This window comes from Salinigranum salinum, from assembly GCF_009176545.1.
GTDB classification, from domain to species: domain Archaea; phylum Halobacteriota; class Halobacteria; order Halobacteriales; family Haloferacaceae; genus Salinigranum; species Salinigranum salinum.
The window spans coordinates 1,262,421-1,287,019 of record NZ_VTOJ01000001.1 but is presented as its reverse complement, the minus strand read 5'-3'; the positions used below and the strand labels follow the sequence as shown (position 1 = coordinate 1,287,019).

Sequence of the window (24,599 nt, the reverse complement as noted above, 5' to 3'; positions counted from 1 at the left end):
GACCGTTCTTCTCACGTTCGCTCACGCCACCCAGACCCTGAGCGCGCCCGCTCGACCGGCCGCGACGACGACCCCGTCCGAGTCGGGGACGACACAGAGGTTCGAGGTCAACCGGCCGCCGAGCGACAGGCGCCACATCTCGTCGACGCCGCCCTCGACGCGTCGCAGGCCGGCCAGTTCGCGGTGGGGGTCGTCGGGCACCAGGAGTTCGACCCGGCCGTCCCCGTCGAGGTCGCCCGCGACCGCGTTGTCGAGGTTGCGAGAACCGATCGAGTGCGTCGAGTAGCCGTCGCGAGCGGCGACGAGGTCGAGTTCGCCCCCGATCGCCCGATAGAACTCCGCCGTCCCGCCGATGTGGGGGGTCTTCACCACCGCCAGTTCGGTCTCGCCGTCGGGACCGAACGGTGCCACCGCTAACTGGTGTCGCCACCGGAACCTCGTCCCGACGGCGGGGCCCTCCAGCGACGGACCCGACTCGGAGAGCGCGACCAGTCGTGCGCCGCGATCGGCATCGCTCGCGGTCACGACGACCTCGCGCCGACCGTCGCCGTCGACGTCGGCGACGATGGGTGCGATTCCCTCGATCACGCCCGACGGCGGGGCGAGTTCGGCTTCGACGCCGCCGGTCGGGTCGAGCACGGCGACCGATCCGGCCTCGACGTCGTCACCGAGGACGCCGTGGCCGTAGTCGCGGGTCCGGGCGGCGAGGACGTAGAGGCGGCCGGCCGCGCTCACGATCCGGGCGTCGGGGATGGCGTCGATAGCGGCGTTCTCGCCGCCGGGGAGACGAATCACTCCCTCCGACGTCACCGAGGCCCACCCGCCGATCGTCGGAACGGGGTGGGTCGTCACCGAGCCGAGCGCGGGGGCGAACGCGGGCTCCGACCCCCCGACGAGGAGCGGCGGTCCCGGTGGCGCATCGAGTGCGAGGTCGACGACCGTAGCCGTGCCGTCCGTGACCGTGATCGCCTGCGCGCCCGCGGCGGTGACGACTCCGAGCAGCACCCCGTCGTCGTGGGGGACGCCCACGACCCACTCGGGCGTCGCGTCGAGGGCGAGGTCGACGGAGTCGGTGTCCGGAAGCGAGCCGGTGCCGTCGACGACTCGGTTCCCGTCCGGGCGGACGTGGGTGTAGCCGAGCGGGGCGTCGGCCGGCGGTGGGGGAAACGGCGAGTCGGCGTCGCGGGTCGTCGTCGACGGCGACTCGGGCCCGCCGTCGGGGGCGAGGCGTGTGGCACAGCCGGCGAGGGAACTGGCGAACCCGAGCGAGAGACCGGCACCGAGGAACGTCCGTCGGTTCACGCCGGGGTGTCGGGGGGAGCGGGCGTAAAGTCACCGCGGCGTGGGGCGGGCGGTGTCCACGCGTAACCGGTACGGAACACTGACGAGACGGACACCAGGGCGATCCGCACTCGGGTTCCGGCGTAGAGACTTTTATACGAGGACGGCACCAGGGACGAACGAATGCGCGTCCGCGACCTGCCGCTCCCCGACGAGGTCGTCGCCCACTACGAGGCCAGCGACATCACGGAGCTGTACCCGCCGCAGGAGGCGGCCGTCGACGCCGGTGTCACGCGGGGTGAGAACGCCGTCGTGGCGATCCCCACCGCGAGCGGCAAGACGTTCATCGCCGAACTGGCGATGCTCACCGCCGGCGGCCCCGCCCTGTACATCGTCCCGCTCCGCGCGCTCGCACGCGAGAAGTACGAGACGTTCTCCGAACTGCCGGGCGTCTCGGTGGGGATCTCGACGGGCGACCTCGACTCGACCGAGGAACTGGGGGCGTACGACGTCGTCGTCGCCACCTCCGAGAAGGTCGACTCGGCCATCCGCAACGGGGCGTCGTGGGTCGACGACCTCGCCTGCGTCGTCGTCGACGAGGTCCACCTGCTCGGCTCGAAGGGGCGCGGACCGACCCTAGAGGTGACGATGGCGACCCTCGGACGACGGGCACCCGACGTGCAGATCGTGGCGCTGTCGGCGACGGTCGCGAACCCCGACGAGATCGCAGACTGGCTCGACGCCACGCTCGTACAGAGCCGGTGGCGACCGATCGACCTCCGGACGGGGGTGTACGCCGACGGGAGCGTCGCGTTCGACGACGGCTCGACGCTCGCCGTCCCCGTCGACGCCAGCGAGGGCGAGAACGGCGCGACGGCGGCGACGGTCGAACTCGTTCGCGGGGCGGTCGACGACGGCGGGCAGTGTCTCGCGTTCGTCCGCTCGCGACGGGAGGCGGAGGCGCTGGCCGACCGGCTCGCCGACGAGGCGATCGGTGAGGCCGCGACCATCGCGGCCGATGTCCGGTCGGCGGGCGGGACGGACACGGGGCGGCGGCTCGCCGACTGCGTCGAGGCGAGCGTCGCGTTCCACCACGCGGGGCTCCGATCCGAACACCGTGCGATCGTCGAGAACGCGTTCCGTGCGCGGGAGTTGAAATGTATCTGTGCGACCCCGACGCTCGCGGCGGGCGTGAACGTCCCCGCCCGCCGGGTCGTCGTCCGCGACCAGCAACGGTACACGGGCTCGGGGATGGAGTGGCTCCCCGTCCTCGAGGTCCACCAGATGTGCGGCCGGGCCGGCCGACCACACCTCGACCCCTACGGCGAGGCGGTGCTCGTCACGGGCGACGACGCCGGCCGCGCGGAGCTCCAGTCGCGGTACGTCGGTGCGGCACCAGAGGCCGTCGAGTCACAGCTCGCCGAGCGGGAGGCGCTGCGGACGCACGTCCTCGCCGTCGTCGCCTCGGGCTTCGCGGAGAGCCGCGAGGGGGTGCTCGACGTGCTCGACGCCACGTTCTACGCGCACGGGACCGACGAGAGCCTCGCGGGGCTCGTCGACGACGTGGTCGCCGACCTGGTCGACTGGGAGATGCTCACCGCGGAGACGGGCCTCTCGGCGACCGACCTCGGGGGGGTCGTCTCCCGGCAGTACGTCGCGCCGCGGACGGGCGCGCGTATCGTCGAGGGACTGCGGACGATGGCGACGATGGAGCCCGACGACGTGACGGGACTGACCGCGCTCGAGGTGGTCTGCGACACGCCCGACATGCACGGGACGTACCTCGGCAACCGCGAGCGGGCGGCGATGTACCAGTACGCCCGGACCCACGCAGACGAACTCACGACCGCCATGGGTGAGACGGAGACGTTCGAGCGCTGGCTCGAATCGGTGAAGACCGCACGCATCCTCCTCGAGTGGGCCGACGGCGACTCCACCGAAGAGCTCGTCGAGCGGTACCGCATCGGACCGGGCGACCTCGAATCGCGGATCGAACGCGCGGAGTGGCTCCTCGGCGCAGCCGACACCGTCGCCGACGTGCTCGGCGCGGACGGGTCGGCGTTCCGCGCGGTGCGCGAGCGTCTCTGAATCGACTTCGGCGGAGCGTCGGGGTGCGGTCGTCCGCCACTGTCTGCGCTCGTCTCGGCTGGGACGCGAACGTGTGCGACACCGGTGCGCGGGCGGTCAGATCATACGGATAATACTTTACCCGGTGACGGTCGTCTCGGCGTACGATGCTCGTCGAGGTGACCCTGTTCCTCGCTGGTCTCGTGGCGCTCGTCGTCGGGTCGGACCGCGCCGTCACGGCCGCCGCGGAGGTCGCCCGCTTCTACGGCGTCTCCCCGTTCTTCGTCGGCGTCACGCTCATCTCGGTCGGGACGTCGGTTCCCGAGATGGTGACGTCGGTGTACGGGGCGTGGTACGGCGCGGGCGACATCGTCGTCGGCAACATCGTCGGCTCCGAGACCTCGCAGATCACGCTCGCCATCGGGATCGTCGCCCTGATCGCCCCCATCGTCGCCGAACGCCGGAACGTGATGATCTACGGCGGGGCGATGACGCTCGCGATGATCGTCATGCTGCTCACGCTCGACGACGGCGTCGTCCAGCGCTCCGAGGGCGTCCTGATGATGCTCGCGTACGTGAACTTCGTCTACACGCTGTACACCACGGAAGGCGGGAGCGAGGTCGCTCAGGAAGTGGTCGAGGAGGCCGAGCCGCCGGAGCGCGCGCTGCCGTGGATCGTCGGCGGGCTCGCGCTCGTGGTGGTCGGGGGGCAGTTGCTGGTGACCAACGGGGTCGCACTCGCGCGGATCGCCGGCATCTCGGAGTACCTCATCGGGATCCTCACGGGGCTGGGGACGACCGCCCCCGAGATCTTCGTCGCGGGGCTCGCCGCACACAGAGGGGCGTCCGGCATCTCGGTGGGCTCCATCCTCGGGAGCAACATCACGGATCCGGTCTTCTCGCTCGGCGTGGGGGCGCTCGTCGCCGACGTCGTCGTCACCGACCTCGGAGCCGTCCAGCAGTCGGCGGCGTACATGCTGGTCGTGTCGCTCGTCGTGCTGGGACTGTTCTACTGGCGACGGGGGATCGACCGGCGGGCCGCGGTGGTCTGTCTGGTGCTGTACCTGCCGACGTTCCTGTTCGTCTGACGCTGGCGGAGCCGCGGTCAGCCGGCGTACTGGTCGACGAGCGACGCGAGCGTCCCCTGGTCGCGGACACCGACGACGCGCTCGACGAGGTCACCATCCGAGAACAGGAGGAGCGTCGGCACGCCCTGGACCTGGTACTGTGAGGCGAGTCCCTGGTGGTGGTCGATGTCGACCTTCGCGACCGTCGCCGGGGAGTCGCGGGCGAGCGCTTCGACCGTCGGTTCGAGCATCTTGCACGGCCCACACCAGTCGGCGTAGAAGTCGACGAGGACGACGTCGTGGGAGGCGACGAGCTCCGAGAACTCCGCCTCGCTCTCGACGTGGACCGGGCTGGACGGGGATCCCGGGTCGTCGGTACGATCCGTCGAGTCCTCACCCTCCCGGAGGCGGCGTTCGAGTCGTTCGCGCTTCCGCTGGCGGATCGCTTCGAGTTCGTCGGCGTCGGACATGAGAGCATCTATCGGGTCGGGCCGCTTAATGGTTTTGTGATCATCTAACAACACTGTCGGCAGTCCAGATCGCTCGTGTGAGCGGTGGAACGGGCGAAACGGCGTCCGCTCAGTCGGAGTACAGCGAGTAGGTGATGACGGCGAAGCCGAGGAGGGTGAGCACTGCGTCGATGAGGACGCCGACCGCGAGTGAGACGTCGAGCACGGTGTCGAGGATGCCCGCGAGCAGCGCACCGAACGTGATGACGCCGAAGCCGACCGCGAGCGCGCGGAGCGACCTCTCGCCTGTGTTGCGGTACGCCTTGTAGCTGAAGTAGGTGATGAGCCCACCGAGCACGAGGATGCCCGTCTTCACGGCGACGATGAGCGACACGATCGTCCCCGAGGCCGTCGTGTGGACCATTACGTCTCCCTCCGGACTTTCGACCAGATGTCCGCCAGCCGTTCGTCGGGCGCCTGCGCGCCGCCTTCGATCTCGACCTCGAAGTCGCGGTCGTCGGTGAGGAGGACGCGCACGGCCTCGAAGGCGACGTCGTAGGTGGTCGCGTGGTGGCCGTCCGCGCGGATGGCGGTCCCCTCGGTGAGGAGCGACGCCTCGGTCAGCAGGTCGAGTTTTCGGTACGTCGTCGACAGCGGGATGTCACATGCGTCGGATATTTCGCTCGCGGTCATTGGTTCTTCCAGCCCCCGGATGATGGTCCTCGCGTCCGCGTCGTCGAGCGCGTCGAGGACGGACTGCAACTCGTCTGGTTCCTCGCCGGAGCGGTCGCGAGCCATTAGGAAGCCGTCGGAGTCGGCCGCTTATAACCTTCGGGGGTTCCGGTTCGTGACGGGGCGGGCGATTCCGCGGACGGTCAGTCGCCTTCCGGGGAGTCCGGTCGGGGTGGAGCGCTGTCCGGACGTTCGTACGCGCCGTCGCGCCGCAACCGCCCGGCAGCCGCGAGCACTGCGGGCGTGCGACAGACGCCGCCGGCACCCGTGACCTGCGGGACGGTGCAGTTGTTACAGCTCGCACAGACGACGCTCGTCTCCGGCCCCGAATCGAGGAGCCGCGCGGGGAGTCGCGGCTCCGCGTAGAAGGGCCGGCCCATCCCCACCATGTCGCACGACTCGCCCAGGAGTCGGTCGATCTCGCCCCGGGTTCGGATGCCGCCCTCGGCGAGGACGGGGATGTCGACGCTCCGCCGGACCGCGCGGCAGAGCCCCGCGTTCCAGGCGGGCTCGAGGTCGTAGACGAGCGACTGGAGCCAGTTACCGAGCGCGACGAGTCCCGCCCGGATGCGGCCGCCGAAGGCGTCGACGTAGCCGTCGCGGAACCGGTCGTCTCGCCACGCGTCGTCCGGAAACGACCCGCGGACGATGCTGGCGTCCCAGAACACGGAGCCCGAGACGGGAACGAGCGCGTCGTAGCCGTAGTCGGCGAGCCGACGGCAGACGTGGACGGCCTCCCTCTCGGAGAGGTGCGGGAGTCCGGGCGGTGCCTCGGTCTCCGCGGGTACCTTCGTCAGCAGTGGCACGTCGCCCGCGTGGTCGCGGATCTCGTCGTGGACCGCCTCCAGAAAGCGGACGCCGTCGGCGAACTCGTCGTCGCGTCGGTTGTAGAACGGCGAGAGGAACTGGTGGACGATGCCCATGTTCGCACCGGCAATGTGGACCGCGTCGTAGCCGGCGTCGACCGCGTAGCCGGCCGCACGACCGAAGTCGGCGGCGAGATCGTACACGTCCTCGGTCGACATGACGACGGGGTCGTACGAGAGGAACCCCACACGGTCGAGGAGGCGGAGCAGTCGCGGAGGCTTCGAGACCGCGAGCTGCTGGAGATCCGGATGCGCTCGCCGGTAGCCGGCGTGCCACGTCTCCATCGAGCGAAGACCGCCGTGTTCGAGCTGGATGGCGATCGTCGAGCCATGGTCGTGGATGACGTCGGTGAGCCGCGAGAGCCGGGTGACGAAGTCCGGATCGTCGACGTACGTCATGTTCGGAGCGGCACACCCCCCGGGACGGCGGACGATGGTCGCCCCCTGACAGACGAGTCCCGCGCCCGCCGCCGCGGCGGGTTCGAGATGCGCGACGAGCGCGTCGACCGCCCCGTCGCCGTTGCCCGCACACTCGAGTAGCGGCGCACGATAGAGGCGGTTCGGGACGGTGAGCCCGCCGATGTCGATCGGGTCCTCGAGTCGGACCATGGTCGAGTAAGGAACCCGAACGGCAAAACGTCGGGGGCGTCGGTGCCGGCGGACGGGGCCGCTTTTGTCGGTCGACACCAACCACCGGACGATGACACAGACACCCGAGGCGCGCGCCGGCGTGGCGGGAGCCGACCTCTCCGGGACGACGGCACTGGTGACCGGTTCGACGAGCGGCATCGGCCGCGCGGCCGCGCGCTCGCTCGGACGGCTCGGCGCGGAGGTTTTCGTCCACGGCCGGGACGCCACGGCGGGCGAGGCGGTCGTCGACGAGGTCGCGGCGGACGGCGCGGACGCGGCGTTCGTCCAGGCCGACTTCGCCGACGTCGACGCGGTCCGCGGGCTAGCCGCGGACGTCCGCGCCGAGACCGGCCGGGTCGACCTGCTAGTGAACAACGCCGGGGGACTCTTTCGGGAGGGACGGCTGACGGAGATCGGCGTCGAGTACACGTTTCACGTCAACCACCTCGCACCGTACCTCCTCACCACGGAGCTCGTCGACCATCTTGCACCCGACGCACGGGTCGTGACGACGGCGTCCGAGGCCCACCGCGGAGTCGACCTCGACCTCGAGACGGTCACCTCGGTCGACTCGTACTCGGGGTGGCGTGCGTACCAGCGCTCGAAGCTCGCGAACGTCCAGTTCGCGCGCGAACTCGCCCGCCGGCTGGCGGCGACCGACAGGGACGTCACCTCGAACGCCCTCCACCCCGGCGCGATCCCCGGCTCGGGGTTCACTCGGTTCCTCCCGACGCCGTTGTCGGCGGGGGCGCGGCTACTGAACGCCGTTCCGGGCGTGACCTCTGTCAGGGACGGCGCCGCGGCACTGGTGTATCTCGCCGTCTCGGACCGGCTCGACGGCGTCTCGGGCCGATACTTCTCGAGACAGCGAGAGGCGACGCCCTCGCAGGCGGCCCGCGACGAGGAGACCGGGCGACAGCTCTGGGAGCAGAGCGCGGCGCTACTGGGGATCGAGGAACCGCTCATCCACGGCGACTGAGTCGGCGGACGGCCCGGGTGGTCACGGCGACGGAACCACGGGGAGATAGATGGCCCGACTGCATCGCCCGTGGGACGACTGAGCGAACGGACGGCACGACCGGTCTCACGGGACGGCGTGCCGTCACCTCGCGGCCCGCCCCGTGGTCGCTGTCAGCTCACGACGCGAGGTGGCCGCCTCCTCCGATAAGAGGGATCGGGTCGGCACCGGCGAGGGCTCACCGCGAGACCGGATCTCGACCCGCGACATCGGTGACGGCGTCGCCGGTTCCCTCGTCGCCGTCGACCTGTGCGTGGGTGTGGTGGTAGAAGCGGACGTGGGCGACCCCGTCGAGCGAGACGGGCTCGAAACAGACCCGGCGGTAGCGCCGGTTGTCGAGGAGGTTGACCATGAGGCCAGCGTCGTGCCGCGACACGGAGTCGTACGAGGTCTCACAGACCGGGCAGACGTCGGGCGCGTCGGCGGGGACGTCCATCGGCGATCCCTGAGGACCGGTCGGTCAAAAGGCTGACTCCTGGCTCGACGCCGACAGCCGTCCGCCGCGACGAACTCACCCGTTCTCTCGAACCGCCTCGGCGACCCGTGCGACCGTCTCGTACTCGTCGTCGCTGTAGGCGATGAACCGGACGTCCTCGAGCGAGGCGGGCTCGTACGCGCGGATGGTCTCACAGATGATCCGGGCACCCGTCTCGAGATCGAACCCCGCGACGCCACAGCCGAGCGCGGGGAGGACGAGCGACGAGTAGCCGCGCTCGTCGGCGGCGACGAGGGCGTTGCGGGTGGCGTCGCGGATGCTCTCCTCGGTCGCGAGTCCGTCGCCGTCGTGGGGCATCGCGGCGGCGTGGATCACGGCGTCGGCGTCGAGATCGTACGCGTCGGTCACCGCGACCGCCCCGAGGTCGACCGGTCCCTTCGAGACGGCTTCCTCGTCGAGTGCGGGCCCGGCAGCGCGGCGGAGGGCACCGGCGACGCCCGAACCCATGCGGAGGCTCGTCCCTGCGGCGTTCACGAGGGCGTCGGCGGACTGTGCGGCGATGTCGCCCTGAACGACGGTGAACTCCATGGTCGTCTCCTCGCCGGGCGTCGTCAAAAGTCCCGGGACGGAAGGCGACGGGAGTGTCGAGAGTGCGTGGCCGGGAGGTGGCCGGAGTGCGTGGCCGGGAAGCGACAGGAGTCCAGGAACGGCAGGTGTTCGAGACGTGATTGGTGTCCTGAGTGGCAACCGATCGCGCCGCTCTCCGTCGCAGTCACCGTCGAGAGAAGGGGACGGCGAACCGTGCAAGGGTGGGTATGGCGTGCACGGGATCGGCACGAAGCCGCGTCGTCCCCGCTGTGCTGTCGTCACAAGTCCGTTAAATTTCTTCTGTTCTCCACCCCCCAGAAGCCGGAAGTGGGTCCCGTCCCTGGCTCGGGTATGCACGTCCTCTCGATGACCTGGCGCGACGGGGTGTTCGCCCACTGGCCCACCGATCCGGCGGTCGTCGACGCCCACCTCCCCGACGAACTCTCCGTGGCGACCCACGACGGGGAGGCGTGGCTCGGCGTCGTCGCGTTCGTCATGGAGGAGATCAGGCCCCGGGGCGCGCCAATCGGGCGCACCTTCCCCGAGGTGAACCTCCGGACCTACGTCCGACACGGCGACGACTCGGGCGTCTACTTCTTCAGCCTCGACGCCGACGATCGACTCTCGGTCGCGGCTGCACGGTCGCTGTACGCCCTCCCGTACTTCTCCGCGCGGGCGACCGTCGACCGCGACGGCGACCTGATCAGGCTCACGAGCGAGCGCGACCACCCCGGCGAACCGCGAGCGCGGCTCGACGTCTCGTACCGACGCGGCACTGACGAGTCGTTCGTCCCCGAACCGGGATCGCTCCCGGCGTTCCTCACGGAGAACTACCGCTTCTTCACGAAGGGCCGACGCCTCTACCGCGGCGAGATCGACCACGAACCGTGGCGGCTCGCACCCGGCGAGGCGACGGTCGACGCCGAGACGCTGTTCCGGGCGGCGGGGTTCGCGGCTCCCGACGACGACCCACTCGTCCACGTCGCCGAGCCGCTGGCCGTGACTGCCGACCGGCTCGTACCGGTCGACGGATGAGCCGCCCTCGTCGCGAGCGGAGTCGGTCGAGCAACGACCGAGACGCGGGCGTGGTTCGACCGAGACGAGTACGTTCAAGACGGGGCCGTCCGTCGCTCGCCGCATGGCTCTCGTCGACACCGTGCTCGCAACGATACACCTGCTGATCGGCGCGCTGTGGGTCGGAAGCGTGGTCTTCTTCGCCGGCGTCGTCCTGCCGACCGCGCGCGCCGGCGGGATGGACGCCGCGCCGCTCGAATCGATGGTGGCCTCGCTGACGCGGTGGTCGCGGGCCGCGGCGCTGGTGATGCTGGTGACGGGCGGTCACCTCGCCGCGACGGGCTACACGGTCGGAACGCTCGCGTCGACGACCAGCGGCAACCTCGTCGTCGCCATGGTCGTGCTCTGGCTCGCGCTCACCGGACTCGTCGAGGTCGGGGGGAGTCGGCTCCGCGACGGCGTCGAACGCAAGAAGGTCCGCGAACCGGCCGCGACCGCGCTCGGCTTCTACCGGGCCGGAGCCGTGGTCGGGCTCCTCCTCTTCGTCACCGCCGGCGCGATCGTGACCTGAGGGGGCGGCGAGCCCGCCGACCGGCTGCATACGTCTCGATAGAGATACCGACAGAATAGATAGAACCGGACGACAATATATAATATGTCCGATACGTTTAACCGGTGGACCGCCACCAGTTTCGGACGATGACGGGCGACCACGAGCGACGGAACCCCGCACTCCGCATCGAACTCTGCAGCGAGACGGGACGGATCCGGCTCCACCGGGAGACGCCACTCGGGACGGTCACGACGACGGTGGATCGATGAGGACGGCCGCCGAGGGCGACGTCGGCCCCGTCCTCGCCCGGCTCTCCGACCCACATCCCGAGACGCCGACACGGCTGTTCGTCGCGGCCGACGCACACCTGTCGCCGACGGGGTCGGGGACGTGGAAGGTGTTCCACCGGACGGAACGTCGCCTGCGCACGGCAGTCAGCATCGCCGACGACCTCACGGTCGACGCGTTCGTGCTCCTCGGCGACCTGACGCGGGACGGCCGGGAGTCCGAGTACGCGGTCGCGGACGAGGTGCTCTCGGGGCTCTCGGTGCCGCTCGTCGCCGTGCCGGGCAACCACGACGTCCCCAAGAAGTGGGACGACTACGTCGCTCCCGCCGCCGCCGAGTTCGGGAGCCGCTACGGGATTGGTCCGTACCCGTTCCACGTGAGGGTCGGCGGGGTCGACCTCCTCTGTGTCGACACCGCGAGCGCCGACGGACGACTCACGCACACCCACGAGGGCGAACTGAGCGCGGCGACGCTCGACTGGCTCCGCCGGACCGTCGAGCGCGTCGACACCCCGGTCGTGGTGGCCCACCACACGCTCTTTCACCCGCGCGACCACGTCGGCCCGTTCCCGGACGGCGACTTCTACCAGCTCCGCAACGCCGGGGCGCTCCGCGAGATCCTCGCCGCCCATGGCGGGGTGCTCGCCCTCTCGGGGCATCTCCACCTCCCGACGACGACGGCGCGTGACGGGGTCCGGGAGGTCGTCGCACCGTCGACCTGCTCGTTCCCGCCAGCCGGCCTCCTCGTCGACTGCGGACCCGACGGAACGACGATCAGACTCGTCCCGCTGACCGGTGCACGCGGGATGGCCGAAGCGTACGTCCGCGCCGACGCCGGGAACGCCCACGGACAGGGGGTCGCGGCGTACGCCGACCAGGGACTGCTGTCGGATCTCCCGCAGGTCGACGAGCGCGTCGACGCCGTGGGTGCCGACGTCCCGGGGGGCTTACGGTGGCGGTGACGCTACGGGCGGCGCGGCGAGCCGTCGACCGGGAACGACGCGAGTGCGTCGCCGAGCGCGAGGCGTTCCGGTCGTTCCGGCGAGCCGTCGCCCGACTCGACGAGTCGGCCGCCGTCGCGACCGAGAGTCCGGCCTCCCTCGGTGCGGACGTCGGGAGCCGGCTCACGCCCACCGGTCGGCTGGGTGGGTCGGGCGGGCCGACGAGCCGTCGACCGGTCGCCGACGCGTACCGCCGATCGGTGCTGGCCGTCGACCACGTCGACGCCGACTCCGTGATGGAGCACATGGCGGCGGAACTCGGTCCGGATCTCGCACGGCTCGCCGTCGACGGACCCGTGGCCCCGGACGAACGGGGTGCGCTGCTCGACCGGATCGACATCGCTCTCGAAGCTCGCCAGTCGTTCGTCGCGATGCTCGACCGCGAGACCGACTCCATCGAGGCGGTCGACGCGGCGTGTAGCCGGCTCCAGTCCAGGATCGATCGGGTGCGGGCGTGGGAGTCGACACCGGCAGGCGGCGTCGCACTGGAGGCGGCGTTCGAGGCCTGGGCCGAACTGGACCGGATCGCGACCGGACTCGACGAGGCCGCGACCGACCGCCAGGCGACGCTCGCCCGACACCGTCGCTCGTTCGCGGCGGGCGACGCCGAGGTCACGGAGTACCTGTACGGCGGTCGACCCGGACTCGCCGCGGTCGCGTCGGTCGGTCGGGACGTCGCCGCCGGCCGCGAGGCGGTCGTCGACGCGGTGGGACGACCCCGATAACCACGGCGTCGGCGATCGGCTCGCCCCGAGACCGCACCTTCTTACCGCACGGTCTCGGATGGGTGGGTATGAGACCGGCTCCGCCCCGAACGTCCGCGACTGTTCCCCACAGATGACCCGCCTGCACCCGCGCGTCCGCCTCGTCTGGGCCGCCCGGTCGGTCGTCAGCGCCGCCATCCTCGGCGGCGTGCTCGCGATCGGTGCCCGGTTCGTCCCGTTCGTCCCCCCGTGGGGTCCCCCGGTGCTCGCGGGGGTCGTCCTCCTCGTCGGCGTCGTCCACGCCGTGCTGCGGTACCGGTTCTGGCGGTACGAGGTGCGCGACGACGCCATCTACCTCGAACGGGGAGTGCTCACGCGGGTGCGCACGGTCGTCCCGTTCGTCCGCATCCAGCACGTCGACTCCTCGCGTGGCCCGGTCGAACGGGCCGTCGGCCTCGGTCGCGTCGTCGTCTACACGGCGGGGTCGCGCGGTGCGGACGTGACGGTCCCCGGACTCACGCCGTCGAGCGCGGACGACCTGCGCGAGCGGCTGAAACGACTCGCCATCCGTGCGGAAGGCGACGACGCGGTGTAGCGACCGATGAAGCTCTCCCCACTGTCGGTCCCGTACCGCGTGCTCGAACGGGGTGGGAGCCTGCTCGTCGCCGCGGCGTTCGTCGTCTTCTCGGGGAGCGGCATGCTCGAGGGGATCGCTGGACCGCTGACCGTCGTCGCGCTCTTGGGCGTGGGCGTGCTGGCGCTCGTGGGCTACCAGATTGCGTACTACCAGCGGTACGAGTACGAACTCACCACCGACACGTTCGACATCCACTCGGGCGTCTTCGCCCGTCGCGAGCGCGAGATCCCGCTCCGACGGATCCAGAACGTCGACATCTCGCGCAACGTGGTCCAGCGCGTGCTCGGGATCGCCGTCGTCCAGCTCGAAACCGCCGGTGGGAGCGAGACGGAAGCCGCTCTCCGGTTCGTCTCGTTCGAGGAGGCGAAACGACTCCAGCGGGAGGTCCCGCGGATGAAACGCGGCGTCACCCCCGACGCCGAGGCGGAGTCCGAGCCGACCACGGAGCTGTTCGCGCTCTCCGATCGAGAGCTCGCGCTCGTCGGCCTGCTGTCGTTCGACTTCCGCGTTCCCGGTGTGCTCGCCCTCCTGTTCTCGGGGTCGGTGCCGGTGCTGTCGTCGTTCCTCCCCCGCGGCGGCGCCGTCGTGCTCGGCGGCTTCCTCGTCCTCGTGGTCGTCGGCGTGGTGCTCTTCTCGTGGGTCGCGGGCGCGGCGGCCGCCATCGTCAACTACTACGACTTCCACCTCGTACGCGCTGGCGACGAACTCCAGTACGAGCGCGGCCTGCTCCAGCGGTACGACGGGTCGATCCCCTTCGACAAGCTCCAGACGCTCACCGTCGAGGATACGCCGCTGAAACGCTACTTCGGCTACGCGACCCTGCTCATCGAGACGGCCGGCTACGCGCCCGGCCAGTCGTCCGGCGGCGGCCGTGGCTCCGAGGCGGCGGTCCCGCTGGCCGAACGCGACCGCGTCTTCGCGCTCGCCAACGCCATCGACGCCTTCGGCGACCCGGACCTCCAGCGACCGCCGAAACGCGTGCGTCGGCGGTACGCCGTCAGATACCTCCTCGTCGTCGGCCTCCTCGCCGGCGTCCTGTTCGCGGCCGACGCGCTCCTCGGGGGGGTCGGTGCCGGACCGCTGCCGTTCCCGTGGTACGTCCCGCTCGTGATCGTGCCCGTCGTCCCGTTCGCGGCGCACCTCAAGTGGGTGCACAGGGGGTACTGGCTCGGCGACCACCACGTCGTCACGCGGAACGGCGTGTTGAAGCGGCAGACGAAGGTCGTGCCGTACGACCGGATCCAGACGGTGATCGACACGCGGACGATATTCCAGCGCCGGTGGCGGCTCGCGACGGTGACGATCGACACCGCGGGGTCGCTCTCGATCACGGGCGGCGACGCCGCGGCCGTCGACGTCGACGAGGCGGTCGCCGACGACCTCCGGGCCGAACTCGATGAACGCCTCCGGATCGAACTCGCCGAGCGGCGGGCACGACGAACGCGTGGTGCCCGTTCGATGGCGACCGTCAACGCCGACACGGGCTCGACGCTCCCCGACGACACCGGTGTCGACGGCGAGGACACGACCACGACCGACGCGGGGACGGACCGCACCGACGACGGGGGCCCGACGGGAGGTGACGCGACCGCGCGGGGCGAGGACGGAGCCGTGGGGCCGCGAAGACGGGGTGACGTCGACGGGCACACCGACGACGACGGGTTCGTCTGGGGAGAGGCGCTCGACGGCGAGCACGACGCACCGTCGGACGGCGAACCGCGCGAGACGAGCCACGGGGACGCGGACGGCGCAGGTGACGACACGGACGCGGACGACCCCGACGACCGGAGCGGGTGAAGGCGGACGGGGGAATCGGGAGCAGAGCTAAACGGTCTCCACGCGACTGACGCCCGTGCGCGTCTACGAGACGACGACCGTGGACTGGGATGCGCTCGACGCGGAGACGAGGGCGTCGCTCGCGTGGACCGGCACGCCTGCGTTCGCCGTCCTCGACGGCGTCTCGCCCGAGGAGATCGACCCGATCCGCGCGTACGCCCCGCACGAGGTCGACGTCGACCGCGGCGGCGACCAGGAGCTCGTGCTCGTCTACAGCGACCGTCGACCGTCGTCGTTCCCGCACGCGTCGGGCGTGACGGTCGCCGACCTCGACGCCGTGGTCGCGGACGCCCTGCGCGACGACGAGGCGCTCGTGCTCAGGCGACTGCGCGACGACCCCTCGTTTCGGGAGCTGTTGCGACGACACCTCTCGGCTGGGAAACGGGTGTCGCTGGTCGAGGAGTACGGCGATAATCCCGACGCGGCGGGGTACGTGCAGGAGCTTCTGGACCGGGCCTGAGAACGGAGGAGTCGTCAGCCGCGGTTGAGTCGGAACGGCATGATAACCGCGAAGAGGGCGAAACACATCCCGCTGACGAGCATCACTACGCCGAAGACGGACAGATAGAGCTCCCACAGCGGCGAGTACGGGCGATCTCCGTAGACGACGGGGATGGCCGCGAGAGCGAACGTGACGACCGCCGCGGCACCGCTCCGCTTGAGTCCGGTCTTGAGCCGTTTCTTGTCCGGGAGCGAGCGGTCACCGAGGAACACCGGCGGTCCGATCCAGAACGCGAGCGACAGTACCGTAAGCATACTCAGTGCCAACACGTCGTCACTGAACGACGCTTCGACGGCACCCGTCGTGAAGAACGGCAAGAAGGAACACAGCAGGAACACCGTGGTCGAGAGGGCCGCGACAGCCTGGTCGTCGATGACCCGCTCGAAAGAGGGGACGCGTCGCGGGCGGGCGGTCGCGATGACGGCGACCATCGTACCCGCGGCGGCCAGCGCCCAGAGGCCGGGGGAGAACGCGAGCGTCGAAACCGAGTCCGGGCCCGACGCCGGGTTGACCAGCACAGCCATCACAACGAACGCGCCAGCACCGGCCGGGAGGAGAAACAGCGGCATCCGGGGCCGCTCGTCGTCGCCGGTCATGCGGGCCCGCACGCGCTCGCTCAGCCGGAACGAGTGGAACGTGACGTAGCCGCCGACGGTCGTCACGAGCACTAACACGCCGATGAGGTCGAGCGGTGCTGTCCGAACCAGCGCCGGGAGGTCGGCAGCCGTGATGGTCGCCACCGCGATATACCAGACCCACAACAGCGGAGCGAGGATGTAGACGAGGTGGGAGATGTCTTCGATCTCCTGCCAGATGACGAGCACGGCGCCGGTCATTCCCTCAACGAAATCCTGTCTCGCGGCTACGTAGAACTCGCCGGCCGAAACCAGCATTCCGAGGCCGTAGACCACGTCACCGAGTTGGAGGCCGACGAGCAGCAGTTCCGGGAGCGGGAAGAGCACCGACATCACCGAGAGGACCAGCCCGAGCGTCAGCACGAGAAACACGTAGCGGTCGGCGGTGATCGAGCCTTCAGTCGGTCGGTTCGGAACCGGCAGGCGTGTCGCGGCAAACACGCTCGGTCGCGTATCGACGACGATGAAGTAGCCGACGAGAATCGCGACGAGGAGTCCGGCCGCGTAGAGCGGTGAGATGTAGACGACTCCAGTGACGATGCCATCGGCGAGACTGACCTGGCTTTCCCAGGCCGCAATCCAGCCCTCTAAGGTCAGTCCGACGCCGAGTGCACCAGTCGCGACCACGAGTCGGTTCGGGATACCGACGACCCACTCGCCAGTCGGTCGGTCCGGTCCCGGAAAGAACACCGGTGCGTACAGGAAGAGCACGAGCCAGAGCAAGAGCCAGCCGAGTGCCGCGCCGAGTGTACTCAACCCGAACGAGAGTCGCCCGGCGAGGACGACCGGGACGGCGAGGCCGACGGTCGTTCCGAACCCGAGAAGTTCACCGGCGATCCGCGCGGCGAGGTCGAGTCCTGCGACCCCGAACAAGACGGCTCCACTTCTGTCCATCACGACGCCAGTCTTCGGGAGTAATACAAAACAAATACATCACTAGCGCAATATTTGTGCAGTGAAAACCAACACGATTGAATCAGTGGGCACAAATACGGTTGTCGAAGGGAGCTGCCGAAGCGGAGCCGACGAAACCGCTCGCCGTCGCTCTCCAGTCGAGAAGCCGGTATGAATAGCGGACGACGGGATTGCCCGGCGTTCCGACAGGGGTAGTCCCGGTTGCCTCCTCCACCCCGCAACCCGTCGAGCGGCGCACGTCCGGTGGTGGGCTGCTCACTTCCGTGCCTGACCCGATGTCACCGACGAACCACGGTCGACCACCCCTGCGGGTGGGGATCGTGGGCCGCTGCCCCCGACGGACGAGGCTTCGCAGTCGGCTCCCGGGGCCCGTGTCGGTCTGACCGGACGCCCCCGGGTTCGGTCCCCGCTGAAGACCTATTTCACGGGTGACGAGCAGGGCCTAACTGCCCGACCTAGTCCACTCCCTTCTATCCCGGTGCTACATAAGGGCCTTTCGGCTTCGGCGTCTGTCGGGCCGAGAAAATCAGAGCACGGCGCGGGCGTAGACGCCCGCGCTGGCCGGAACGACCGCCGCGACGCCGAGGACGACCCAGCGGTGGTATCCCATCCACGCGACGGGGAAACTGTAGACGAGTTCGACGTCGACGGCCAGCGCCCAGGAGGCGGCGAGTCCGACCATCCCGAGCCCGAGGACGAGCGTGAGTCCGGCGGCGGTCACGGGGTCCGTCCGGCCGCGTCGCCCGGCGAGGAAGACGACCACGGCGAGGGGGGCGAGAAAGCCCGGTCCGGCCCCGCCGAACGGCCCGAACGCGTAGTACAGCCCCAGTTCGGTGCCCGGGTCGGGGACGAGGACGAACGGTGCCACGAGCGCGGCGACGACGGCGACGCTGGCGACGCTCCCGACGAGCGGCGCGACGTCTTCGACCTCCATGGTCGAGTCGGGGGTCGCGGTGGCCTTAACTGGTCTGAAACACGGTGGCGCGGTCGCGAGCACACCGACGGGGGGAGACGCAGCGCGTCGCACCGGGAGTGGAAAAAGGTAAGCGGGTTGGTACGCGTCGTCCGGTATGGAACGCGTTGCAATCATCGGCGCATCGATGACCCAGTTCGGGCAACGGGACGCCTGGCTCCAGGAGCTCCTCGCGGAGGCGGGGCAGGCGTGTCTCGACGACGCGGGCGTCTCGTCGGACGAGATCGACCACCTCTACACCGCGAACATGGCGAGCGGCGAGTTCGAGGGACAGACGGGGGCGATGAACTACGTCGCGCACGACCTGGCGGCGATGCCGTCGTACACCCAGCGGATCGATCAGACCTCCTCCTCGGGTGGGGCGGGCGTCTACGCCGCCTACCAGTCGGTCGCCTCGGGCGCCAGCGACATGACGCTCCTCGTCGGCGGCGAGAAGATGACCCACTGCTCCACGGCCGAGGCGACCGACATCATCGCCTCGATCACCCACCCGGTCGAGTACAAACACGGCCTCACCCTGCCGTCGTTCGCGGGACTCACCGCGCGGCTGTACCTCGACACGTACGACGCGCCCCGGGAGTCGCTGGCGAAGGTCGCCGTGAAGAACCACAAGAACGGCGTGCACAACCCCCACGCGCAGTTCCAGAAGGAAGTGTCGCTGGAGAAGGTGCTGGAATCGCCGATCATCGCCGACCCGCTCAGGCTCTACGACTTCTGTCCCATCACGGACGGATCAGCGGCGCTACTGTTCTGTCCCGAGTCGGTCGCGGAGGAGTACACCGACGACTACGCGGTCGTCGCGGGCGTCGGCGGTGCGACCGACACCCACGTCGTCCACGAGCGCGCGGACCCGACGACGATGCGCGGCGTCGTCGAATCCTCCGAGATCGCCTACGAGATGGCCGACATGGGGCCCGACGACGTCGACGTCGCGGAGCTCCACGACATGTTCACCATCCTCGAGTTCCTCCAGTCGGAGGGCGTGGGCTTCTTCGACCAGGGCGAGGGGTGGAAGGCCATCGAGGACGGCACGACCGAGATCGACGGCGAGATCCCCATCAACCCCTCGGGGGGCCTGAAGTCGAAGGGCCACCCGCTCGGCGCGTCGGGGGTCGCACAGGTGTACGAGATCTACAAGCAGGTGATCGGCGACGCCGACACCCAGCAGGTCGACGCGGACGTCGGCCTCGCGTGCAACGTCGGCGGCTTCGGCAACTGCGTCATCACCACCATCCTGGAGGGACAGTAGAATGTCCGAACACGACGGCGAACACGAGAACGCGAACGGGAACGAGATGGAGGCGTACCGCTACTCCGACGGAAGCATCACCTACCCCGGCCACCCCGTGGGGCCGGACGGCTCCGAACCCGAGGGGACGGTCGACCTGAGCGAGTACACGGCGACGGTCGTCACGTGGACGACGTCGACCGCGACCCCACCGGGCGTTCGCCAGCCGAACACCATCGCAGTCGTCGAGTTCGACGTCGACGGCGAACCCGTGAGAGCGATCGGACAGGTGGTCGAGGACGCCGAGGTCGACATCGGCGACGAGGTCCGGGCGGTGTACGTTGGGCAACTCCGAGAGCCGGGAGCCGGGATCCGACACCCCGACAGCCAGGAGTGGGACGGGTTCCGCTTCCAGCCGATCGAGTGAGGCGTCTCGTCGCCGACCGACTCGGCAGGGAGTGGAGCTTCCAGCCGATCGAGTGAGGCGTCGGCCCTGCACGAGGCCCGTCCCCGGCTCGGAAGCCGGCCGAGGAGTATCGGCGATCGGAGAGCGTCCGGCGGGCGAGACTGTCGACGATCGTCGAACGTCGGTGTACGCGGACAGATCGGGCCGGGATTGACGGACGAAACCGCACGACTGCACGGGAGAAGCACGGATCGGGCGCAGTGAATCGGCGCGAACCGACGTGAGCCGGACGAAGAGAAGACGAGACGCGAAGACCGGACGGGCGGAGCGACGAAGCGGGTCGTTCAGTCCTCGGCGGCGACCGTGACGGGGCGGGCGGGCGCGTCGAGCGTCTCGAGCGCGTCGAGGCAGTCCCGGACGGTGGTCGTCTCGTCGTCGTGGCTGTTCGGGGCGACGGCCTCGAGGCCGTCGTCGCCGCGAATCGCGAGGCACATCACGGGCAGGATGAGCTCGCGAGCGGTGCCGTCGACGAACGAGTCGCGCTCGCGGACCGTGAAGAACGGGTCGATGTCGACGTCCTCGGTCTCGGCCCACGACGCGAACTCCCGGTACTGCTCGACGGTGTGGTGGGTCTCGTCGTCGCCCAACTGGACCCGACTGTTCCAGACGCGGACCTCGTACTCTTCGATCCGGTTTTCGGCCTCGAGTTCCCGGAGTCTGTCGACGACGGTGTTCTGCTGATCGTTCGCGCCGAACATGTCGCCCCGGACGTAGAACGTGACACGGGGTGTGTCGGCACTGGTGACGGTGGCGGTCATTCTGGCATCCCCCTCGCTCTCACAGATTCGACCAAGGTATGAAAAGGTTGTCCTGATTCCGTACTGATGCGAGTTATGTGTATAATGATAATTAAGGTGGGGGTGATCCGCGGGGAGACGCCCGCTCAGGGAGGCAGGAATCGCGGGGGGTGACGACACGGTGTGGCGGGCGGAAGCGTGCGACGGAGCCGTGAAAAACCGACCGACTCCGTCGCGTCGGACGGTTACGACTCCGGGGAAGGGTCGATGAGGACGACGGCCTCGCCGTCGACGACGGTCGTCCCATCGCCGGTCTCGACGACCGTGTCGAGCCGGTAGCGGTCGTCGCCGAGGTCCTCGACGATCTCGACGATTGCCGTGAGTTCGGAGCCGATGTCGACCGGCTTCAGGAACCGGAGGTCCTGTGAGAGGTACACCGTCATGCCGGGGAGCCGGGCGAGCGCGGAGCTGATGAGCCCGGAGACGAGCGTCCCGTGGACGATCCGGCGACCGAATCGGGTGTCGGCGGCGAACTCGTCGTCGAGGTGGAGCCGGTTGGTGTCGCCGCTGATGGTCGCGAAGGTGAGCACTTCTTCCTCGGTGATCCGCTTCGAGAAGCGGACCACGTCGCCGACGCCGAGGTCCTCCTCGCCGTCGGTCGACCGTTCCATGGACCACGACTCCTGCGAGTACGCGACCGAGTCGACCTCCGGTTCGCGGAGCTCCGAGTCGCCGTTTCGTTGTGTCATCATCGCACGGTTGGCCTCGGCCACGCTCGAGTACATGTGGACGAGGCTCTTCGAGAAGTGCTTCGACGACCGGAGCCACGCGGAGGTCATCCCGCGGACGGGAGCCGTCATATCCATCGAACCATGTTCCATGCTGCGTGCGAACGTCTGGAACATTCATAACAGTTGTGAAAGTCGGTAGCGATTCGTAGTCGAATCCGCCCCGCCGTACCATTCGATGGCATAGAATGGTGTTGGATGGCAAGAGTAGTAAAGTTTATCCACTCACGGGGCCTACTCGAAGACGAGATGACAGACGACCCGGACGATGGGACACCCATGTGGTCGCCCGCCGCGTTCGCGAAACAGATGCAGGAGGCGTCCCAACAGGCCACCCAGAGCCAGCAGGAGCTGTTCAAGCAGTTCATGAAGGCCTCGTCGGGTGGCATGGACGGCTTCTCGCAGCTGAACGCGATGAGTATGGGTAGCGCGATGTTCAAGACGCGCGTCCAGAGCGGCGGCCGCATCTCCATCCCCGACGCCGAGCGCGAGGCGCTCGACATCGAGGAAGGGGACATCGTCCAGGCCATCGTCATCCCCGTCAAACGGAACCGGTGATTCATCATGTCCGCAAACCCCTTCAGCACCATGTTCGAGATGCAGCGCACGTACATCGAAGCCAGCCACTCCGCGTTCGAGAGCTCCCTGAAGCTCCAGAAGGCCGCCTCCGACGCCTTCCTCGGGAGCTTCGAGTCGACGAAGTCGCTCCAGAAGCGCGGCGTCGACCTGACGAAGCGCGCGGCTCACGCCAACCTCGAAGCCGTCGAGGAGGCGCTACCCGCCGACGTCGTCGCCGACCTGCGCGCGGCCGTCGACGAGCAGTACGAGGCGCTCGACGAGGTCCACGACGACGCGTGGGAGTCGTTCGAGCGCTCCGCCGAGGACGCCGTCGACTCGTACGACGAACTCACCGAGGCACAGGCCGAGATGGTCGACGAGCTGTACGAGACGCTCCTGCAGGTCAACGCCGACGCCGCCGAGGTCGCCGACGAGGCCGCCGAGGTCGTCGAGCAGTAAGCCGACCGTCGTTCCCACCGCTCTTATCTCTCGAGACCATGACCAACGACACGATCAACATGACAGACATGACCGACGCGGACGCGATGGAGTCGTTCTTCGAACAGATGTCCGAGACGTACACGGACGCGCTCAAGCGCAACGTCGACGCACAGGCCGCCTTCGCCGACCAGTGGATGGCGTCGATGGAGGAGGCCATGTCCGAGGAACGACTCGACGACGCCTCCGAGGGCGCAGTCCGCGCCTACGAGGCGTGGATGGACGCGGCCGAGTCGTCGTACGAACGCGTGGGCGACGCGCTCGAGGGCGAGGACGTCGACCCCGAGGAGTTCCGCGACATCTGGTTCAATGCGGCGAACAAGGCGTTCAAGGAGTCGATGTCGACCACCGCGTTCGCCGCCGCGACGGGCCAGAACGTCGAGGACGTGCTCGACCTCCAGCAGCAGCTGGACGAGGCCGCCGAGCAGACCCTCCACGGGATGGGCTTTGCGACTACCGGCGACGTCCGCGAGGTGGGTGAGCGTCTCGTCGAGATCGAGCGACGCCAGCACGCGATCGAGGAGAAACTCGACCAGCTCCTGGAGCGAGAATGAACCCCTTCACCGCACCGTTCGAGGCCCAGCGGAAGATGCTCGAATCGTGGACCGAGGCCGTCGAGACGGCGGACGCCACGCCCGAGAGCCTCGAGACGATGGCCTCGGTCGAGGTGGGTCAGACGCCGAGCGAGGTCGTCTACGAGGAGAACAAGCTCAAACTCCTCCGCTACGACGCCGAGGCCGCGGGCGTCGAGCCCGAGGAGACCCACGACGTTCCCATCCTCATCGTCTACGCGCTGATCAACCGGCCGTACATCCTCGATCTCCAGCCCGACCGCTCCGTCGTCCGGCGGCTCCTCGAAGCCGGGTTCGACGTCTACCTCATCGACTGGGGCGAGCCCTCGATGCTCGACGAGTCGCTGACGCTCGACGACTACGTGAACCGGTACATCGACAACTGCGTCGACGAGGTCGCCGCCCGCGCGGGCGTGGACGCGATCAACGTCCTCGGCTACTGCATGGGCGGGACGATGAGCGTCATGTACGCGGCGCTGCACCCCGACAAGGTCCGCAACCTCGGACTGATGGCCGCCGGCCTCTGCTTCGCCGGCACCGGCGGCATCTTAGAGGAGTGGGGCGACGAGGAGTACTACTCCCCGCGCGACGTCACCGACGCGTTCGGCAACGTCCCCGCGGAGTTCCTCGACGTCGGCTTCGCGCTCATGGATCCCGTCAACAACTACGTCACCAAGTATACGACGCTGTACGACAACCTCGACAACGAGGATTTCGTCGAGAACTTCGCCCGGATGGAGCGGTGGCTCTCCGACGGGATCGATCTCGCGGGATCGACGTACGTCCAGTTCCTCGAGGACGTCTACCAGCGGAACGATCTGTACGAGAACGAGCTCGAGCTCGACGGGAAACACGTCGACCTCGACGAGATCACGATGCCCGTCCTCCAGGTGATCGGCGAGTACGATCACCTCATCCCGCCGGAGGCCTCCCGCCCGTTCAACGACGCGATCCCGAGCGACGACGCGACGATCATGGAGGCGTCGACGGGCCACATCGGCCTCTCGGTGTCGAGCAAGTCCCACGCGAACCTCTGGCCGGACGTGGCCGCGTGGTTCGCCGAGCGGTCGGTCCTCGACGGAAATGACAGCACCGGCGCGGTCGAGATCGAGATCGACGACTCCGATCTCGACTCCGACGTTGACGAGGCGGTCGACGCCGAGAACGGGACCGCCGACGCGCCCGGGGCGAGCGACGACACCGACGAGGCGGCGTTCGACGACACGGATCTCGACCAGGTCCGGGGTATCGGCCCCGCCTACGCCGAGCGGCTGCGCGAGGCCGGCGTCGGGACGGTCTCCGAACTCGCCGCGGCCGACGCCGCGGAACTCGGCGAGCGGGTCGACGTGTCGCCGTCGCGCGTCGCCGACTGGATCGGCCACGCGACCGAACTCACGTCCTGAGACGTCTCGGCGGCCCGGACTGACCAGCACCCACACCCACGACCCGTCGCCCGGCGTCACGTCGTCGACGACCGATGACCCGCACTATTATACTTCGGTTCCGAGAGTCACAACCTGTGAGCGACTGTTGCGGTGGCTCCGGCCGTCGGTCGGGACCG

The 24,599-nt window shown here is 69.2% G+C and carries 28 protein-coding genes and 1 other RNA gene; 17 read left to right on the top strand and 12 right to left on the bottom strand.

Annotated features, from left to right (window positions below; genetic code table 11):
* Window positions 1-21 precede the first annotated feature (21 nt).
* Entirely contained in the window at window positions 22-1,302 is a 1,281-nt protein-coding gene (locus FZP69_RS06105) for a hypothetical protein (protein WP_152040453.1), read from the bottom strand.
* A gap of 162 nt (window positions 1,303-1,464) precedes the next feature.
* On the opposite strand from FZP69_RS06105, the gene FZP69_RS06100 reads away from it, so the two are divergent.
* Both FZP69_RS06100 and FZP69_RS06095 read left to right on the top strand, forming a co-directional pair.
* Window positions 1,465-3,369, top strand: coding sequence for a DEAD/DEAH box helicase (locus FZP69_RS06100; protein ID WP_152040452.1), 1,905 nt, complete (start codon window positions 1,465-1,467; stop codon window positions 3,367-3,369).
* A 146-nt stretch (window positions 3,370-3,515) separates the two neighbouring features.
* Window positions 3,516-4,436, top strand: coding sequence for a sodium:calcium antiporter (locus tag FZP69_RS06095; RefSeq protein WP_152040451.1), 921 nt, complete (start codon window positions 3,516-3,518; stop codon window positions 4,434-4,436).
* Between the two features lie 17 nt (window positions 4,437-4,453).
* Here the strand turns inward: FZP69_RS06095 and trxA are convergent, their stop codons facing one another.
* The 4 genes from trxA to FZP69_RS06075 all read right to left on the bottom strand — a co-directional run bounded on the left by trxA (window position 4,454) and on the right by FZP69_RS06075 (window position 7,071).
* The gene (gene trxA, locus FZP69_RS06090; protein ID WP_152040450.1) at window positions 4,454-4,885 is read right to left on the bottom strand and encodes a thioredoxin; all 432 of its coding nucleotides are present in this window, start codon (window positions 4,883-4,885) and stop codon (window positions 4,454-4,456) included.
* A gap of 109 nt (window positions 4,886-4,994) precedes the next feature.
* Entirely contained in the window at window positions 4,995-5,288 is a 294-nt protein-coding gene (locus FZP69_RS06085) for a DUF7521 family protein (protein ID WP_152040449.1), read from the bottom strand.
* Window positions 5,288-5,662, bottom strand: coding sequence for a winged helix-turn-helix domain-containing protein (locus FZP69_RS06080; RefSeq protein WP_152040448.1), 375 nt, complete (start codon window positions 5,660-5,662; stop codon window positions 5,288-5,290). The genes FZP69_RS06085 and FZP69_RS06080 overlap by 1 nt, the downstream gene beginning before the upstream one ends.
* Window positions 5,663-5,739: 77 nt before the next feature.
* Window positions 5,740-7,071, bottom strand: coding sequence for an oxidoreductase (locus FZP69_RS06075; protein ID WP_152040447.1), 1,332 nt, complete (start codon window positions 7,069-7,071; stop codon window positions 5,740-5,742).
* A 91-nt stretch (window positions 7,072-7,162) separates the two neighbouring features.
* Between FZP69_RS06075 and FZP69_RS06070 the strand changes: the two genes are divergently transcribed.
* Window positions 7,163-8,071, top strand: a complete 909-nt coding sequence (locus FZP69_RS06070; RefSeq protein WP_152040446.1) for an SDR family NAD(P)-dependent oxidoreductase — start codon at window positions 7,163-7,165, stop codon at window positions 8,069-8,071.
* 217 nt (window positions 8,072-8,288) lie between these two features.
* Here the strand turns inward: FZP69_RS06070 and FZP69_RS06065 are convergent, their stop codons facing one another.
* Window positions 8,289-8,546 (bottom strand): hypothetical protein, encoded by a 258-nt coding sequence (locus FZP69_RS06065; protein WP_152040445.1) that lies wholly within the window; start codon window positions 8,544-8,546, stop codon window positions 8,289-8,291.
* Between the two features lie 75 nt (window positions 8,547-8,621).
* Window positions 8,622-9,134, bottom strand: coding sequence for a macro domain-containing protein (locus FZP69_RS06060; protein ID WP_152040444.1), 513 nt, complete (start codon window positions 9,132-9,134; stop codon window positions 8,622-8,624).
* A 351-nt stretch (window positions 9,135-9,485) separates the two neighbouring features.
* On the opposite strand from FZP69_RS06060, the gene FZP69_RS06055 reads away from it, so the two are divergent.
* The 8 genes from FZP69_RS06055 (at window position 9,486) to FZP69_RS06025 (ending at window position 15,626) form a co-directional block, all read left to right on the top strand.
* Complete coding sequence (locus FZP69_RS06055) at window positions 9,486-10,169, top strand: YqjF family protein (protein ID WP_152040443.1); 684 nt, start codon at window positions 9,486-9,488, stop codon at window positions 10,167-10,169.
* A 103-nt stretch (window positions 10,170-10,272) separates the two neighbouring features.
* Window positions 10,273-10,719 carry a transporter gene (locus FZP69_RS06050; protein ID WP_152040442.1) on the top strand — a complete coding sequence of 149 codons (447 nt, stop codon included), beginning with the start codon at window positions 10,273-10,275 and terminating at the stop codon, window positions 10,717-10,719.
* Window positions 10,720-10,847: 128 nt separating this feature from the next.
* A complete protein-coding gene (locus tag FZP69_RS23205) occupies window positions 10,848-10,970 on the top strand; it encodes a hypothetical protein (RefSeq protein ID WP_275689342.1) in 123 nt (40 codons plus the stop codon).
* A complete protein-coding gene (locus FZP69_RS06045) occupies window positions 10,967-11,950 on the top strand; it encodes a metallophosphoesterase family protein (RefSeq protein ID WP_152040441.1) in 984 nt (327 codons plus the stop codon). Before FZP69_RS23205 ends, FZP69_RS06045 begins: the two co-directional genes overlap by 4 nt.
* Window positions 11,947-12,714, top strand: coding sequence for a DUF7260 family protein (locus tag FZP69_RS06040; protein WP_152040440.1), 768 nt, complete (start codon window positions 11,947-11,949; stop codon window positions 12,712-12,714). The genes FZP69_RS06045 and FZP69_RS06040 overlap by 4 nt, the downstream gene beginning before the upstream one ends.
* A 112-nt stretch (window positions 12,715-12,826) precedes the next feature.
* The gene (locus tag FZP69_RS06035; RefSeq protein ID WP_152040439.1) at window positions 12,827-13,288 is read left to right on the top strand and encodes a PH domain-containing protein; all 462 of its coding nucleotides are present in this window, start codon (window positions 12,827-12,829) and stop codon (window positions 13,286-13,288) included.
* A 6-nt stretch (window positions 13,289-13,294) separates the two neighbouring features.
* Window positions 13,295-15,127, top strand: coding sequence for a PH domain-containing protein (locus tag FZP69_RS06030; RefSeq protein ID WP_152040438.1), 1,833 nt, complete (start codon window positions 13,295-13,297; stop codon window positions 15,125-15,127).
* A 55-nt stretch (window positions 15,128-15,182) separates the two neighbouring features.
* Entirely contained in the window at window positions 15,183-15,626 is a 444-nt protein-coding gene (locus tag FZP69_RS06025) for a hypothetical protein (RefSeq protein ID WP_152040437.1), read from the top strand.
* A 14-nt stretch (window positions 15,627-15,640) separates the two neighbouring features.
* Here FZP69_RS06025 and FZP69_RS06020 read toward each other — a convergent pair whose 3' ends face one another.
* The 3 genes from FZP69_RS06020 to FZP69_RS06010 all read right to left on the bottom strand — a co-directional run bounded on the left by FZP69_RS06020 (window position 15,641) and on the right by FZP69_RS06010 (window position 18,152).
* Window positions 15,641-17,197, bottom strand: a complete 1,557-nt coding sequence (locus FZP69_RS06020; protein ID WP_152040436.1) for a hypothetical protein — start codon at window positions 17,195-17,197, stop codon at window positions 15,641-15,643.
* A gap of 176 nt (window positions 17,198-17,373) precedes the next feature.
* Window positions 17,374-17,684, bottom strand: an RNA gene (gene ffs, locus FZP69_RS06015) — signal recognition particle sRNA.
* Between the two features lie 60 nt (window positions 17,685-17,744).
* A complete protein-coding gene (locus tag FZP69_RS06010; RefSeq protein ID WP_152040435.1) occupies window positions 17,745-18,152 on the bottom strand; it encodes a DUF7548 family protein in 408 nt (135 codons plus the stop codon).
* Window positions 18,153-18,288: 136 nt separating this feature from the next.
* On the opposite strand from FZP69_RS06010, the gene FZP69_RS06005 reads away from it, so the two are divergent.
* The gene (locus FZP69_RS06005) at window positions 18,289-19,440 is read left to right on the top strand and encodes a thiolase family protein (RefSeq protein WP_152040434.1); all 1,152 of its coding nucleotides are present in this window, start codon (window positions 18,289-18,291) and stop codon (window positions 19,438-19,440) included.
* Between the two features lie 46 nt (window positions 19,441-19,486).
* Window positions 19,487-19,846, top strand: coding sequence for an OB-fold domain-containing protein (locus tag FZP69_RS06000; protein WP_152041530.1), 360 nt, complete (start codon window positions 19,487-19,489; stop codon window positions 19,844-19,846).
* A gap of 323 nt (window positions 19,847-20,169) precedes the next feature.
* Here the strand turns inward: FZP69_RS06000 and FZP69_RS05995 are convergent, their stop codons facing one another.
* Together FZP69_RS05995 and FZP69_RS05990 are read right to left on the bottom strand one after the other, a co-directional pair.
* Window positions 20,170-20,643: an HTH domain-containing protein gene (locus FZP69_RS05995; RefSeq protein ID WP_152040433.1), complete on the bottom strand. Its 474-nt coding sequence runs from the start codon at window positions 20,641-20,643 to the stop codon at window positions 20,170-20,172.
* Window positions 20,644-20,867: 224 nt separating this feature from the next.
* Window positions 20,868-21,503 carry a MaoC family dehydratase gene (locus tag FZP69_RS05990; RefSeq protein WP_152040432.1) on the bottom strand — a complete coding sequence of 212 codons (636 nt, stop codon included), beginning with the start codon at window positions 21,501-21,503 and terminating at the stop codon, window positions 20,868-20,870.
* Window positions 21,504-21,659: 156 nt separating this feature from the next.
* Here FZP69_RS05990 and FZP69_RS05985 point away from each other — a divergent pair, with 156 nt between their 5' ends.
* Genes FZP69_RS05985 through phaC form a run of 4 tightly spaced genes read left to right on the top strand, consistent with a single transcriptional unit; the run spans window position 21,660 to window position 24,441 of the window.
* Window positions 21,660-21,968: an AbrB/MazE/SpoVT family DNA-binding domain-containing protein gene (locus tag FZP69_RS05985; protein ID WP_152040431.1), complete on the top strand. Its 309-nt coding sequence runs from the start codon at window positions 21,660-21,662 to the stop codon at window positions 21,966-21,968.
* A 6-nt stretch (window positions 21,969-21,974) separates the two neighbouring features.
* Window positions 21,975-22,427, top strand: a complete 453-nt coding sequence (locus FZP69_RS05980) for a hypothetical protein (protein ID WP_152040430.1) — start codon at window positions 21,975-21,977, stop codon at window positions 22,425-22,427.
* 38 nt (window positions 22,428-22,465) lie between these two features.
* On the top strand, window positions 22,466-23,020 hold the full coding sequence (locus FZP69_RS05975) for a poly(R)-hydroxyalkanoic acid synthase subunit PhaE (protein WP_152040429.1): 555 nt from the start codon (window positions 22,466-22,468) through the stop codon (window positions 23,018-23,020).
* Window positions 23,017-24,441 carry a class III poly(R)-hydroxyalkanoic acid synthase subunit PhaC gene (gene phaC, locus FZP69_RS05970; RefSeq protein WP_152040428.1) on the top strand — a complete coding sequence of 475 codons (1,425 nt, stop codon included), beginning with the start codon at window positions 23,017-23,019 and terminating at the stop codon, window positions 24,439-24,441. The genes FZP69_RS05975 and phaC overlap by 4 nt, the downstream gene beginning before the upstream one ends.
* Window positions 24,442-24,599 lie beyond the last annotated feature (158 nt).

Coding starts and splice junctions, on each gene's coding strand:
- FZP69_RS06100 (WP_152040452.1), top strand. CDS start 1,465: ATGCGCGTCCGCGACCTGCCGCTCCCCGACGAGGTCGTCGCCCACTAC.
- FZP69_RS06095 (WP_152040451.1), top strand. CDS start 3,516: ATGCTCGTCGAGGTGACCCTGTTCCTCGCTGGTCTCGTGGCGCTCGTC.
- trxA (WP_152040450.1), bottom strand. CDS start 4,885: ATGTCCGACGCCGACGAACTCGAAGCGATCCGCCAGCGGAAGCGCGAA.
- FZP69_RS06085 (WP_152040449.1), bottom strand. CDS start 5,288: ATGGTCCACACGACGGCCTCGGGGACGATCGTGTCGCTCATCGTCGCC.
- FZP69_RS06080 (WP_152040448.1), bottom strand. CDS start 5,662: ATGGCTCGCGACCGCTCCGGCGAGGAACCAGACGAGTTGCAGTCCGTC.
- FZP69_RS06075 (WP_152040447.1), bottom strand. CDS start 7,071: ATGGTCCGACTCGAGGACCCGATCGACATCGGCGGGCTCACCGTCCCG.
- FZP69_RS06070 (WP_152040446.1), top strand. CDS start 7,163: ATGACACAGACACCCGAGGCGCGCGCCGGCGTGGCGGGAGCCGACCTC.
- FZP69_RS06065 (WP_152040445.1), bottom strand. CDS start 8,546: ATGGACGTCCCCGCCGACGCGCCCGACGTCTGCCCGGTCTGTGAGACC.
- FZP69_RS06060 (WP_152040444.1), bottom strand. CDS start 9,134: ATGGAGTTCACCGTCGTTCAGGGCGACATCGCCGCACAGTCCGCCGAC.
- FZP69_RS06055 (WP_152040443.1), top strand. CDS start 9,486: ATGCACGTCCTCTCGATGACCTGGCGCGACGGGGTGTTCGCCCACTGG.
- FZP69_RS06050 (WP_152040442.1), top strand. CDS start 10,273: ATGGCTCTCGTCGACACCGTGCTCGCAACGATACACCTGCTGATCGGC.
- FZP69_RS23205 (WP_275689342.1), top strand. CDS start 10,848: ATGACGGGCGACCACGAGCGACGGAACCCCGCACTCCGCATCGAACTC.
- FZP69_RS06045 (WP_152040441.1), top strand. CDS start 10,967: ATGAGGACGGCCGCCGAGGGCGACGTCGGCCCCGTCCTCGCCCGGCTC.
- FZP69_RS06035 (WP_152040439.1), top strand. CDS start 12,827: ATGACCCGCCTGCACCCGCGCGTCCGCCTCGTCTGGGCCGCCCGGTCG.
- FZP69_RS06030 (WP_152040438.1), top strand. CDS start 13,295: ATGAAGCTCTCCCCACTGTCGGTCCCGTACCGCGTGCTCGAACGGGGT.
- FZP69_RS06020 (WP_152040436.1), bottom strand. CDS start 17,197: ATGGACAGAAGTGGAGCCGTCTTGTTCGGGGTCGCAGGACTCGACCTC.
- FZP69_RS06010 (WP_152040435.1), bottom strand. CDS start 18,152: ATGGAGGTCGAAGACGTCGCGCCGCTCGTCGGGAGCGTCGCCAGCGTC.
- FZP69_RS06005 (WP_152040434.1), top strand. CDS start 18,289: ATGGAACGCGTTGCAATCATCGGCGCATCGATGACCCAGTTCGGGCAA.
- FZP69_RS06000 (WP_152041530.1), top strand. CDS start 19,487: ATGGAGGCGTACCGCTACTCCGACGGAAGCATCACCTACCCCGGCCAC.
- FZP69_RS05995 (WP_152040433.1), bottom strand. CDS start 20,643: ATGACCGCCACCGTCACCAGTGCCGACACACCCCGTGTCACGTTCTAC.
- FZP69_RS05990 (WP_152040432.1), bottom strand. CDS start 21,503: ATGGAACATGGTTCGATGGATATGACGGCTCCCGTCCGCGGGATGACC.
- FZP69_RS05985 (WP_152040431.1), top strand. CDS start 21,660: ATGACAGACGACCCGGACGATGGGACACCCATGTGGTCGCCCGCCGCG.
- FZP69_RS05980 (WP_152040430.1), top strand. CDS start 21,975: ATGTCCGCAAACCCCTTCAGCACCATGTTCGAGATGCAGCGCACGTAC.
- FZP69_RS05975 (WP_152040429.1), top strand. CDS start 22,466: ATGACCAACGACACGATCAACATGACAGACATGACCGACGCGGACGCG.
- phaC (WP_152040428.1), top strand. CDS start 23,017: ATGAACCCCTTCACCGCACCGTTCGAGGCCCAGCGGAAGATGCTCGAA.